15 protein-coding genes and 1 tRNA gene are annotated in these 12,986 nt (G+C 29.4%); 9 read left to right on the forward strand and 7 right to left on the reverse strand.

The features are described 5' to 3' along the window. The 4 genes from AC5YGC_RS05785 to ychF are packed head-to-tail and all read left to right on the forward strand — an operon-like array spanning position 1 to position 3,349. Positions 1 to 933, forward strand: a complete 933-nt coding sequence (locus AC5YGC_RS05785) for a ribose-phosphate diphosphokinase (protein WP_496139280.1) — start codon at positions 1 to 3, stop codon at positions 931 to 933. A 44-nt stretch (positions 934 to 977) separates the two neighbouring features. Next, the gene (locus tag AC5YGC_RS05790) at positions 978 to 1,670 is read left to right on the forward strand and encodes a 50S ribosomal protein L25/general stress protein Ctc (protein WP_496139281.1); all 693 of its coding nucleotides are present in this window, start codon (positions 978 to 980) and stop codon (positions 1,668 to 1,670) included. Positions 1,671 to 1,715: 45 nt separating this feature from the next. After that, on the forward strand, positions 1,716 to 2,276 hold the full coding sequence (gene pth / locus AC5YGC_RS05795) for an aminoacyl-tRNA hydrolase (protein WP_496139282.1): 561 nt from the start codon (positions 1,716 to 1,718) through the stop codon (positions 2,274 to 2,276). Next, entirely contained in the window at positions 2,276 to 3,349 is a 1,074-nt protein-coding gene (gene ychF, locus AC5YGC_RS05800; protein WP_496139283.1) for a redox-regulated ATPase YchF, read from the forward strand. Before pth ends, ychF begins: the two co-directional genes overlap by 1 nt. Here ychF and AC5YGC_RS05805 read toward each other — a convergent pair. The 3 genes from AC5YGC_RS05805 to petA are packed head-to-tail and all read right to left on the reverse strand — an operon-like array spanning position 3,326 to position 5,888. Beyond that, on the reverse strand, positions 3,326 to 4,105 hold the full coding sequence (locus AC5YGC_RS05805; RefSeq protein WP_496139284.1) for a cytochrome c1: 780 nt from the start codon (positions 4,103 to 4,105) through the stop codon (positions 3,326 to 3,328). The genes ychF and AC5YGC_RS05805 overlap by 24 nt on opposite strands. 4 nt (positions 4,106 to 4,109) lie before the next feature. Further along, complete coding sequence (locus AC5YGC_RS05810) at positions 4,110 to 5,369, reverse strand: cytochrome b N-terminal domain-containing protein (protein WP_496139285.1); 1,260 nt, start codon at positions 5,367 to 5,369, stop codon at positions 4,110 to 4,112. Positions 5,370 to 5,378: 9 nt separating this feature from the next. Further along, entirely contained in the window at positions 5,379 to 5,888 is a 510-nt protein-coding gene (gene petA / locus AC5YGC_RS05815; RefSeq protein WP_496139286.1) for a ubiquinol-cytochrome c reductase iron-sulfur subunit, read from the reverse strand. Between the two features lie 86 nt (positions 5,889 to 5,974). Between petA and AC5YGC_RS05820 the strand changes: the two genes are divergently transcribed. The 3 genes from AC5YGC_RS05820 to greA are packed head-to-tail and all read left to right on the forward strand — an operon-like array spanning position 5,975 to position 7,741. Next, positions 5,975 to 6,436, forward strand: coding sequence for a TrmH family RNA methyltransferase (locus tag AC5YGC_RS05820; RefSeq protein ID WP_496139287.1), 462 nt, complete (start codon positions 5,975 to 5,977; stop codon positions 6,434 to 6,436). Further along, positions 6,436 to 7,263 (forward strand): oxygen-dependent coproporphyrinogen oxidase, encoded by an 828-nt coding sequence (hemF, locus tag AC5YGC_RS05825; protein WP_496139288.1) that lies wholly within the window; start codon positions 6,436 to 6,438, stop codon positions 7,261 to 7,263. Before AC5YGC_RS05820 ends, hemF begins: the two co-directional genes overlap by 1 nt. 1 nt (position 7,264) lies before the next feature. Next, positions 7,265 to 7,741 carry a transcription elongation factor GreA gene (gene greA, locus AC5YGC_RS05830; protein ID WP_496139289.1) on the forward strand — a complete coding sequence of 159 codons (477 nt, stop codon included), beginning with the start codon at positions 7,265 to 7,267 and terminating at the stop codon, positions 7,739 to 7,741. On the opposite strand, the gene AC5YGC_RS05835 is transcribed toward greA, so the two are convergent. The 4 genes from AC5YGC_RS05835 to AC5YGC_RS05850 form a co-directional block, all read right to left on the reverse strand. Next, positions 7,738 to 9,012 (reverse strand): tRNA nucleotidyltransferase/poly(A) polymerase-related protein, encoded by a 1,275-nt coding sequence (locus AC5YGC_RS05835; protein ID WP_496139290.1) that lies wholly within the window; start codon positions 9,010 to 9,012, stop codon positions 7,738 to 7,740. The genes greA and AC5YGC_RS05835 overlap by 4 nt on opposite strands. A gap of 3 nt (positions 9,013 to 9,015) precedes the next feature. Next, positions 9,016 to 9,089, reverse strand: a tRNA-Gln gene (locus tag AC5YGC_RS05840). Positions 9,090 to 9,121: 32 nt separating this feature from the next. Continuing rightward, positions 9,122 to 9,967, reverse strand: a complete 846-nt coding sequence (locus AC5YGC_RS05845; RefSeq protein WP_496139291.1) for a GHMP family kinase ATP-binding protein — start codon at positions 9,965 to 9,967, stop codon at positions 9,122 to 9,124. A gap of 3 nt (positions 9,968 to 9,970) precedes the next feature. Next, positions 9,971 to 11,557: a tetratricopeptide repeat protein gene (locus tag AC5YGC_RS05850; RefSeq protein WP_496139292.1), complete on the reverse strand. Its 1,587-nt coding sequence runs from the start codon at positions 11,555 to 11,557 to the stop codon at positions 9,971 to 9,973. A gap of 110 nt (positions 11,558 to 11,667) precedes the next feature. On the opposite strand from AC5YGC_RS05850, the gene AC5YGC_RS05855 reads away from it, so the two are divergent. Continuing rightward, positions 11,668 to 12,399, forward strand: coding sequence for a uracil-DNA glycosylase family protein (locus tag AC5YGC_RS05855; RefSeq protein WP_496139293.1), 732 nt, complete (start codon positions 11,668 to 11,670; stop codon positions 12,397 to 12,399). Then, entirely contained in the window at positions 12,399 to 12,959 is a 561-nt protein-coding gene (gene rnhB / locus AC5YGC_RS05860; RefSeq protein ID WP_496139294.1) for a ribonuclease HII, read from the forward strand. The genes AC5YGC_RS05855 and rnhB overlap by 1 nt, the downstream gene beginning before the upstream one ends. The last annotated feature ends 27 nt before the right edge of the window (positions 12,960 to 12,986 follow it).

Raw genomic sequence — 12,986 nt, forward strand, 5'->3', positions numbered from 1 at the left:
ATGAAATTATTAACTGGAAACAGCAATAAACCTCTAAGCAAAAATATTGCAAAATATTTAAAAACTAAGCTTGTGAACTCAAGTATAAAAAAGTTTTCTGATGGAGAAATTTATATAGAAATTAATGAAAACATTAGAGGTAATAGTATTTTTATAATTCAGTCTATTTCATCACCTGCAAATGACAACTTAATGGAATTACTACTTTGCATTGATGCTTTAAAAAGATCTTCGGCAAAAAATATTACTGCTGTCATTCCTTATTTTGGATATGCACGACAAGATCGAAAAGTAGTACCTCGAACCTCTATTTCTGCAAAACTTGTTTCTAATTTAATTACCAAAGCAGGTGCTGATAGAGTTGTTACTGTAGACCTTCATGCAGGACAAATTCAGGGCTTTTTTGACATTCCTGTAGACAACTTATTTACTACACCAATTTTTGCAAGACATGCTAAAAAAAATATCAAAAGTAAAAATATTATTTGTGTTGCACCAGATGTTGGTGGAACTGAAAGAGCGAGAGCACTTGGTAAAATTTTAAATGTAGAACTTGCTATTGTGGACAAGAGAAGACCTAAACCAGGTCAATCCAAAGTTATGAATGTTATAGGAGATGTTAAGGGGAAAACTTGCATTATAGTTGATGACATAATTGACTCAGGTGGAACTATAGTAAACGCTGCGAAAGCTTTAAAGGATAGAGGTGCTAAAGAAGTTTACGCTTATATTACTCACGGGGTTTTAAGTGGAGAGGCAGTAGATAAAATTAAAAAATCTGTCATTAAAAAATTAGTAGTAACAGACACAATTGATAATCAAGATAAAATTAAAAATGTTAAAAATATAGAAGTTTTGCCTATTTCAGCCCTTATGGGTGAGGCAATTAAAAGGATCTCTAACTCAACATCTGTATCTGATTTATTTAAATAATTATCTTGAGTTATTAAGAAACTTGGGCTAAAAGCCATCTTTTTATGAATTCACTTGACGCAAATACTAGAAACACTAAGTCAAAAGGAGATGTTCGCTCTCTTAGATTGGCTGGAGACATCCCTGGCATAATTTATGGGGGACCAGAAGAAAATCAAAAAGTTACCGTATTAAAAAAAACATTAAAATCTCTAATACAAAAAGGAAGTTTCTTATCAAATATAATAACTCTTAATTTAGATGGTAAGCCTCAAAATGTTTTACCAAGAGAAATTACTTATAATGTAATATCAGATGAGCCAACTCATATTGATTTTCTTAGAGTTGTCCCAGGTGTAAAAATTAGAATAGAAGTACCTGTAGAATTTATTAACCATGAAACTTCACCAGGTTTAAAAAGAGGTGGAGTACTAAACATTGTTAGAAGAGAAATAGAATTAAAATGCCCAAGTGAAAAAATACCATCTGCAATAACTATTGATTTAGATGGAGTAGATATTGGGGAAAGTTTCAAAATATCTTCAGTTAAACTAGAAGAAGGTGTTACACCAACTATTATTGGAAGAGATTTTGTAATTGCAACATTGGCAGCACCTACAGTTATGAAAGAGCCAGAAAAACCAGCTGAAGCTGAAGAGACAACAGCAGCAACAGAAGATGGTAAAGAAGCAGCACCAGCAGCTGAAGGTGATAAAAAAGACGGTGATGAAAAAAAAGCCACAGAAGAAAAAAAATAATCAACTTATTATTGTGAAGACTCCTAGATACGATTTAAAAAAAATATGCTTTTATTTGTAGGCTTAGGAAATCCAACACCCGATAGCGAAAACAATAGACACAATATTGGTTTCAAGTTAATTGATGCTCTTAATCAAAAATTTGGTCTGTCTAAACAAAAACCAAAATTTAAAGGATTGTTAACCACAGGTAATATTGAAGATAAGAAGGTTTATGCAATAAAACCTTTAACCTTTATGAATAACTCTGGAATTTGTATAAGGGAATTAATTGAATACTTCAAAATTGATGCTGAAGATGTGATTGTCTTCCATGATGACCTTGACCTTGAGTTTGGAAAAGTAAAAGCAAAATTTGCAGGATCTAGTGCGGGACATAATGGTATCGAGTCTATTGATAAATTTATTGGTAAAGATTATTCAAGAGTAAGAATAGGAATTGGAAGACCCAAAACTAAGGCTGATGTTTCAGACCATGTATTAAAAGATTTTGATGAAGATGAAATGATACAACTAGAAAAAATTACTAAAAATATTATTGATTCAATGACTATATTAATTGATAAAAAATTAGATTTATTCTCAAGCACTGTAAATAACAAGTAATGAGTTTTAAGTGTGGAATTGTTGGCTTACCTAATGTTGGTAAATCTACATTATTTAATGCACTTACAAATTCTAGCAAGGCACAAGCTGCAAATTTCCCTTTTTGTACGATAGAGCCAAATGTTGGTGTAGTGCCTGTACCAGATGAAAGACTAGATAAATTAGAAGAAATATCAAAATCAAAAAAAAAGATTTACACTACTATTGAGTTTGTAGATATAGCTGGGCTAGTAGAAGGTGCCTCTAAAGGTGAGGGCTTAGGTAATAAATTCTTATCCTATATAAGAGAAGTGGATGCAGTCATACATATGATCAGATGTTTTGACTCTGATGATATTCAGAATGTGAACCCAACTGTTGATCCAATTAGAGATTTGGAAATTATTGAAACAGAAATGATGTTGGCAGACCTTGAATCAATACAAAAAAGATTGGAAAAAAATAATAAGAAAAATGTAGATGAGGAACAATTAAAAATATTAGAAATTGCTTCTGACTGCATAAATAATTCTAAAGATATTCAAATACTTTATGAACAATTTGACAAAAAATTAATAAACCAAAGTGGTTTATTGTCTTTAAAACCTAAAATTTTTGTATGTAACGTTGATGAAGCAAGTGTTCAAAATGGAAATAAATACACACAAGCTTTTATTGATAAATTTGGTGTAAAAAATACCTTAACAGTTTCGGCTGATATTGAGAACCAAATAAATCAATTAGAAAATGAAGAAAAAGAAAATTATATGGAGATGATTGGATTAAAAAGAACTGGCTTAAATATGTTAATTCAAAAGGGTTATAATATTTTAGAGCTAGACACTTACTTTACATCTGGACCTGAAGAAACTAGAGCCTGGACTATTCAAAAAAATTGCACTGCACCAAAAGCAGCCGGTGAAATACATACTGATTTTGAAAAAGGTTTTATTAGAGCTGAAACAATTGCATACGAAGATTTCATAGCAAATCAAGGTTGGGTAAATTCTAAAACTAATGGAAAAATGAGACTCGAAGGGAAAGATTATATTGTCAAAGATGGTGATATATTAAACTTCAGATTCAATACGTGACCAAATTTTCTTCATACTAAAGTAAACTAGAATAGTTAAAATAATTAAATATAAAATAGCTTTAAAGCCCATTTTATGTCTACTTTCTAAATGAGGCTCAGCTGCCCACATTAAAAATGTTGTAACATCTTTTGCCATTTGTTCTTTTGATGCTGTAGTGCCATCACTATATTCCACCAAACCATCTGATAATGGTTCTGCCATTTTAATATTATTTCCATACATATACTTGTTATAGTAAACACCATCATCAAGTGTCACTCCACTTGGAGCATCCTCATAACCAAGTAACAATGAGTAAATATAATCTACACCTCCAGTTCTAGCTTTTGCTAGCACAGACATATCTGGTGGATAAGCTCCTCCATTTGCTGCTTGTGCTGCTTTAACATTTTCAAACGGCATTACAAATTTATCTGATAATTTTGCTGGTCTGATAAACATTTCACCATCATTATTGGGTCCATCACTAACCTCAAAACTTGCGGCTATTGCTTTAGCCTGCTCTTCAGTAAATTCTGGTCCACCTGGTTCAAATAAATTTCTATAACTTACATATTTCATTGAGTGGCACGACGCACAAACCTCAGTATAAACTTGATATCCTCTTTGAAGCGAACCCCTATCAAATTTACCTAAAAGACCTTTGAAACTCCAATCTGTTTTTAAAAAATCTACTTTTTCAGCTGCATTAACTTGGATTGCTCCAGTTAAAATAAAGGCTATTAAATAAGTTATTTTAAAAATATTTTTCACTGAATTAATTTAAACTTTCTTTTTTTTTAACAGCTGATGCCATTGGCATTCCTCCAAGTACTGGTTCTGTAATACTTAAAGGTAAAGGTATAGTTTTTTCTTTAAATCCTAATAACGGTAAGATTATTAAAAAATGAATAAAGTAGTAAGCTGTGGCGACCCTAGCAATCAATAAGTAAAGCCCTTCAGCTGGCATTGCACCCACGTAACCTAGAACTAATACATCCACTACTAGTATCCAATAAAATTGCTTGTAAAGAGGTCTGAATACTGCTGATCTAATTTTTGAAGTATCTAACCAAGGCAGTGCAGCTAAAATTAAAATTGCTGACAGCATTGCAACTACTCCCATTAATTTATCAGGAACAGACCTTAGGATTGCATAAAATGGTAATAGATACCACTCAGGAACTATATGGGCTGGTGTAACCATTGGGTTTGCTTCTATATAATTATCCGCATGCCCTAAAATATTTGGTGAATAAAAAACAAAAAATGCAAAAACAATCACAAACATTAATAATGCAAAGGCATCTTTGATCACAATATATGGATGGAATGGCACTGTATCCTTAGAAGGCTTTTTAACATCAATTCCTATTGGATTATTATTTCCAGGAATATGCAGTGCCCAAATATGAAGAACCACTAAGCCTAAGATTAAAAATGGTATCAAATAATGTAACGTGAAAAACCTTGTTAAAGTTGGGTTATCAACAGAATAACCTCCCCACAACCAATTTACTATTCCTTCACCCACTAAAGGTATAGCGCTAAAAAGATTTGTAATAACTGTTGCTCCCCAAAAACTCATCTGGCCCCATGGCAAAACATATCCCATAAATGCTGCCGCCATCATTAAAAGGTAAATTATAATTCCAATAATCCAAATTATTTCTCTTGGAGATTTATATGATCCATAAAACAAAGATCTAAATATATGAATATAGACTGCTAGGAAAAACATTGAAGCACCGTTTGCGTGAATATATCTTATTAACCAACCATAGTTTACGTCTCTCATGATATGTTCAACACTTTCAAAAGCCATGTCAGCATGAGCAATGTAGTGCATGGCTAAAGTTAAACCTGTAACGATTTGTGTAATTAAACAAAAAGTTAAAATTCCACCAAATGTCCACCAATAATTTAAATTCTTAGGTGTTGGATAATCAGTTAAATGACTAGCAAGTGATAAAAGTGGAAGCCTGTCATTAAACCATTTTCCAAATTTTGAATTGGGTACGTACTCGTGATCACTCATAATTATTTATTATCCAATTTTAATTGTGTTGCTATTAACAAATTCATATTTTGGAACTTCCATGTTTGTTGGAGCAGGACCTTTTCTAATTCTTCCAGATATATCGTAGTGCGAACCATGACAAGGGCAAAACCAACCATTATAATCTCCTTTATCATTTAAAGGGACACATCCTAAGTGTGTACAGACACCTAACATTACTAACCATTCTGGATCTTTCGCTCTATCTTCATCTTTTTGAGGGTCTTTTAAATCTTCCATCTTAACAGCTCTTGCTTCTGCTATTTCCTCGGGTGTTCTTCTTTTAATAAAAACTGGTTTTCCTCTCCAAAGTACAGTGATTGTTTTTCCAAGTTGAACTGAACTTACATCAACTTCTGTGCTAGCTAATGCTTTAACAGAGGCATCTGGGTTCATTTGATCGACTAAAGGCCAAACAACAGCCCCCACTCCAACAGCTCCTACAGCATAAGAGGCAGTAAATAAAAACTCTCTTCTTTCAGGTTTTTTTTCAGACATCTTTTATTTTTTGTATATTGTTATTTAATATATGATTTCATATAAGAAAAAAGTTTTTTTTCCACTGAAACAATGACACATAAAACATGAATTTGAGACCTAAAATAGCCTTATATGAACCTGATATTCCTCAAAATACAGCAGCTATTGTTAGAACATGTGCATGTCTGGGTGCTGATTTAGAAATAATTGAACCATGTGGTTTTTTATTCAGCGATAAAAGATTTAAAAGAGTTGTGATGGATTACATGGATGAAAAAATGATAAAATTTTATCAAAGTTCAGATGAGTTTTTTAAATCAAAAAAGAATGAGAGGGTAATATTGTTAACAACTAAATCATCAGACACTTATACTGCTTTCAAATTTGAGGGTAATGATACACTGCTATTTGGAAGAGAAAGCGCTGGTGTACCAGATCATGTTCATAATTCAATTAAGTATAGGTTAAAAATACCCATGATGGACAATAAAAGATCTTTAAATATAGCCTCTTCAGTTGCTATAATTCTTTCAGAAAATTTAAGACAAACTAACTTTAATAAATAATGGATAAAGAAATTAAAAAAAAACTTGCTTCTAATTGGTTTAAGTTGCTGCAGAACACAATTTGTAGCGATATTGAAAAACTAGAAGGTAAAAAATTAAAATTTAAATCTAAAACTTGGAATAGAAATGAAATTAAAGATGAAGGTGGTGGAGAGTTTAGAATTTTAAAAGATGGTAAAATTTTTGAAAAAGTTGGTGTAAACTTTTCAGAAGTGCATGGAAAATTTTCAAAAGAGATGAGTAAAAAAATTCCAGGTGCCTCTAAAAATCTAAATTTTTGGGCGTCAGGAATTTCTGTTGTAATGCATATGAAAAACCCTCATGTTCCAGCAATTCACTTTAATACAAGGTTTATCTATACAACGCATGGATGGTTTGGTGGTGGTATGGATGTAACACCTTGCATTCAAGATCTTAAGGAAAAAAGCTTTCTTCATGACGAATTAAAAAAAATGTGTGATCGACATGATAAAAAATTCTATAAAAAATATAAAAAGTGGTGTGATGAATATTTTTATTTACCACATAGGAAAGAAACAAGAGGAATTGGTGGTATTTTTTTTGATTACAAAAAAAATGATTGGGAGAAAGACTTTAAATTTGTAGCAGATCTTGGAGTTACCTTTCAAATGTTATTTAACTCTATAATACAATTGAAATACAAAAAGAAATGGACTGTAAAACAAAAGGAGATACAGTATATTAAAAGAGGTAGATATGCTGAGTTTAACTTACTATACGATAGAGGAACAAAATTTGGTTTACAAACAGGTGGTAATGTTGAAGGAATATTAATGTCTTTACCTCCAATAGCAAAATGGAATTAAAATGGAAAAAGAACCAATAACAACCGCCGGACTTGAAGTTTTAAAAGAAGAGCTAATTTTTTTAAAAGAGAAAAAACGTTCACAGATAGTAGCTGCAATATCTGAAGCAAGATCACATGGAGATTTGAAAGAGAATGCTGAATACCATGCTGCAAAAGAAGAACAATCACACAATGAAGGAAGAATAGTTCAGATCAATGATAATATTGCGAGAGCAAATGTAATTGACGTTACAAAAATGAGTAATAATGGAAAAGTCATCTTTGGCTCAACTGTAGATTTAGAAAATTTAGATACTGAAGAAAAAATTACCTATAAAATAGTTGGAAAAGATGAGGCTGACCTTCAAAAAAAACTAATATTTTTTCAATCACCAATAGGTAGAGGTTTAATTGGGAAAAACAAAAACGATTTAGTTGAAATTAAAACTCCTGCAGGTGTAAAAAACTTTGAAATTAAAGATGTAAAGTACGTTTAATTACTTACTATTTTTTGAACTTCTTTATCTGAAATTTTAAAATCATTACTAGTCCAGACCTCTTCTATTGCTTTTAACTTCTGTCCCAGCTCTCTACCCTCAGGAACTTGATATTTCTCTATCAAGGTACTAGCTTTAAATGGCATGACAGGCATTTCTTTTTTCTTAAAAATTTCAATTAATTTAATTAACTTATTGTCTACTTTTTTGGATTTAAAAATCTTAAAATAAAGAACATCTAATAATGCCTCTTTACCATTAAAATAAAAAACCTTATTCAAATTTTTTTCTGAAAAAGTTTGGTTAGTATTTTTTTTTAAATTAAACTTATTCAAAAATATAAGTCTTTTTTGATCTTTTTTAGATAAATTGAATTTATAAATAAAATAATCTACATTGTCAGTTCGATCAATAATCATTAAAGATAATAAAAAAATAAAATCTACTTCAAGAAAATTTTTTTTTGCAAAACTATTCATTTTGTTAAATAGAGAAATGTTTTTAATTTGTGGAAAAATAAGATTTATAATCTCTAAACAATCCTTATCCTTGGTTAACTTTAGAAAACCATCTGATTTTAATAATTTTTGAAATTCATCTATTAATCTTTCTGAAGAAATACTTGAAACACCACTTAGGTTTTTTTTAATTGCTTTAATAACTTTTGGGTCATGACTATGTTTGGAATACCTAAGAAAAAATCTAACATATCTTAACACTCTTAAATAATCTTCTTTAATTCTTGTTTCTACATTTCCAATGAAATTAATTTTTCCATTTTCTAAATCTTTCTTTCCATCAAATGGGTCAAATAAACTTCCTTCAATATCAGCATAAATAGAATTGATAGTAAAATCTCTTCTAGAAGCATCATCTTTCCAACTATCAGAAAACTCTACTTTTGCGTGTCGTCCATCTGTATCAACGTCTTTTCTTAATGATGTAATTTCAAATTTTATATCATTAATTAACGCTGTAATTGTTCCATGTTCTATTCCACTCTCGTAATATTTTATACCTTTTATAGTAAGAGCCTCACATACCTCTTTTGGATTTAAATTTACTGCTAAATCTATATCGTCATATCTTTCTTTGTTGATAATCTTTCTTACACATCCACCAACATAACGGATTTCACTATTGCTAGTGTATGAATGAATTGCTTCAAATATTTTTGAAACCTCTGTTTCTTTTTTAATATTTTTGAAGCCTAAATTTATGTGATTAAGGTTTTGAGATCTAAAAAAAATTTTATCTAATAAGTTATTCATATATGGCTGGCCCACAAGGATTCGAACCTCGGATCTCTGTACCAAAAACAGATGTGATACCACTTCACCATGGGCCAATATTAGTTGCATATATCACAAAAAAAAAAAATTATATAGTTTTTGATTCAATACACCAGTGGCTATTAAATTTTCGTTTATATTGACTGCAGGCTTTTTTGCACGCCTTTTTGGAATGAAAATAAGCCACTATTGAGGATCCTGATCCAGACATTCTAGCAAATAGAGCATCGGGTAAACCGATGAGGTAGGATTTAATTATTTTAAGTTCTGGATATTTATTTAAGGCAACCTTTTCAAGATCATTGTCTAAATTTTTTAAACATTTTGCTTCAAATAGTTTCTGTTTAGGAGGGTTGAATTGCGGTTTGGAGAATGAATTAACTTTAGAATAAATATATTTTGTAGAACATCCAAAGTTAGGTTTCACAACTAATATATGAAATTTAATTTTATTTTTATATTTTTTAATATCTCCATTAGATAAAAGAATAGCAGATGACGGCTTTATACCTAAGATAACATCTGATCCTATTTCATTACTTATTTTTCTTATCTCACTTTTTTTTAATTTAATTATTTTTTTTTCAATAAAAAAATTTAATAGACTGGCAGCATTCATGGACCCACCTCCCATTCCTGCTTTTTGGGGTATATTTTTTATAACTTTAATTTCAAATTTTTTATTATTTAAAAATTTTTTATTATCTAAAATTTTTAACAATTTTGAAATGGTATTAATTTTACTAATATTTTTAGAAAACTTTCCAAAAAATTTGATTTTATGCTGTTTTATTTTGCTTTCTGTTAGTGTGATTGAATCATGTAAATCAATAAAAGAAATTAAACTTTCAATATTATGAAGCTTTGATTTTTTTCCAGTAACGTTTAGTGCTAAATTTATCTTTGCATAAGACTTTATCTTAAAACTATTCATAATTTAGGAATTTTTTAATCCCTCTATTAATTTATTTTTAATAGTTTCTTTCATGGTATCTTCTGTTTCATCTAAATTTAAAACAGCTTGCCAAAAATATCTTGCTTGAATTTTTCTATCCAGCTGCCAAAGAATATCACCATAATGATCGTTAACTATTGGATCCTGAGGCATTAATTCAACCGCTCTTTTAAGAAAATTTTCTGCCTTCTCATATTCTTCAACCAAGTAATATGCCCAACCGATTGAGTCAATAATATATGGATCGTTGCTTCTTGCTGCATAAGCTTTTTCAAGCATCTTAAGAGCTGTTTCAATTTTATGTTCTCTTTCCAGCCATGAATAAGCTAAATAATTTAAAACATAAGCATCATCTGGGTTGGCTTCTAGAGATTTTAATAAATCTTTATCTGCTTTTATATAATCTCCAGATCTTTCATAACTTCCTCCACGCCTATATAATATTTCAGCGTATAAGTCGGAATTAACGTCCATTTTTAAAAGTATTTGATCGTAAAAACTTATCGCTTCAATATATCTTTTTGCATTTTTATGCATATTTGCAATATCAAATAAAAATTTTTTATTTGGGTTTTTAATTTCTTTAAATTTTTCATTGATAAAATTTAGAGATGTTTCTTGATCAGACTTTTTTAAAATAATTTGAGACTCTTTTTTTAACTTAAACCAATAATAAAATTCATGCTTTTTATCAAATACTTTGAGAGTTTTTAATGTATTGGAATAATCGTCATTCAAATAATAATTTTCAGCTAATAGAGACAAATTGAAAATAAATTTAGGATTTAAATAGTTTGCTATGTTTAAGTAAAAATTTGATTTCTCATAATCATTCTGAGATGAATAGAGATTTGCTGTTAGAAAAAATAGCTCACTAACGATGTCATTCGAATTAGTGCATAAGAAAATATCTTGAAAATTACCTAAGTTTTTATCTTCTATCCATTTTTTACCTTGAGAAATTAACACTGATGAATTTAAATAATCAAAATTATTAGTAACTTTTTTTGCCTTATCATAATTATCATTCTCGATTAAATGACTGATCAAAAAAAATGTATATCTTGAATAATCAGCATCGTTTTGTGAATTAATTAATGTATTAAAATATCTCTCAGTATCTTTATCATTTAAATAACATCGTTGAAAAACTTCGTTAATAAATGAAAAATTTCCAAACGTATTTTTTTGCTTCATTAATTTTTTTTCTTCAAAAACTGATAAATATTGTTTGAAGGTTTCTGCAATGATTAGGGAAAGCCTATCATTGTTAATAAATTCATATGATCTATCAATATAAACTTTACTTTTTTTAAAGTTTTTTTTCTTTAAACTATCAACTGCCAGTAACAGATTAGCCTGAAAAAAGTCAGAGTTGTTTTTTGTTGAGTTCTGTTTAACTTGATTAATTGCTTTCTTAACTTTGCCATCAAGCACTAAAGAAAATACATACCTCTCAAGATAGGCATCATGCTGTTTTATTAATATTTTTGATGAATTAAAAAATTTTAAAGCTTCCGTATTATCTAGATTTTCATAAGCTACAATTCCTGAAAAATAATTAGACAAATACCTCGCATTAAAATCGTTTAAACTGGTATTTTTTGAGTATAATGGACTTTGATAAAGTAATAATATTAAAAATAATTTAAAAAACTTTACCAACATTTGACCATTCTATGTCTAAAAAAGTAATAAATCAAAAAACGAATTTTGACTCTGAGTTTTTAAACTCTACTGGATCTGACTTTATTTTTGATGAAAACCCAATCAATAGACTAAAAAATACTAGTAATGATTTAAAAAAAGATATGAATATTCAAAAAATAGATAAAGTTAAAGATCTTGAGGATCTTAAAGAACAAATAAACTCAATTAGTGATTGTAACTTAAAGAATAATTCAAAAAAGATGGTTTTAGGAGATGGAAATATTAATAGCCCAATAATGATAATTGGTGAAGCCCCAGGTGTTGAAGAAGATAATTCCGGATTAACTTTTATGGGTGAGGTAGGAGATCTCTTAAAAAAAATGCTAATTGCAATAAATATTGAAAAACAAAATATTTATACAACATATGCTGTAAACTTTAGGCCCCCTGAAGATCGAAAGCCAAACTCTACAGAAATTAAAAGATATTCTCAATTTTTACAAAAACATATTTCAATAATAAATCCTAAAATAATAATTCTTATGGGTAGTACTGCTATGGAATCTTTAACAGGTTTAAATAATAAAATTTCTATTGAGAGAGGAAAATGGAAGGAAGTAATTGTCAAGAATACAAGTTACAACGTTATCATAACTTTTAACCCCTCTTATCTTTTAAGAGCTCCTGAAAATAAAAAACATTCATGGGATGACTTAAAAAAGATTAAACAAAAAATCTTAGAACTAATACTATCCATTTAATGAAAATCTTAGCAGGTGTTGATGAGGTTGGTAGAGGAAGCTTAATTGGACCCGTTTATGCGGCAGCTGTCATATTAAATATTTCTATTGATAAAAGATTATTAAAGGATTCAAAAACTCTAACAAAAGACAAGAGAGAGGAGCTTGAAAAATATATCAAAAAAAATTCTATATGGGCTATAGGTCAGGCGTCGACTAAAGAAATTGAAAAAATTAATATATTGCATGCAAGTTTACTTGCAATGAAAAGAGCTATTCTTAAGTTAAAAACAAAACCTTCACTTGTTTTAATTGATGGCAACAAACTGCCTGACCTAAAAAACTATAAATTAGAATATATAATTAAAGGAGATCAAAAAATTCCAAGCATTTCTGCTGCATCAATTATTGCAAAAGTCAGTAGAGATAAATTTATTACAAAACTTTCAAAAGAATTTAATAATTATGGATGGGATACAAACTCTGGTTATGGAACCAAAGAACATTTAAAAGCTATTAAGAAATTTGGTATTACCAAATATCACCGCAAAACATTTTCACCTATTAGTGATCTTCTATAAATCCTAATAATAACAACACAAGATCTG

This window comes from Candidatus Pelagibacter sp. uisw_138, from assembly GCF_059512485.2.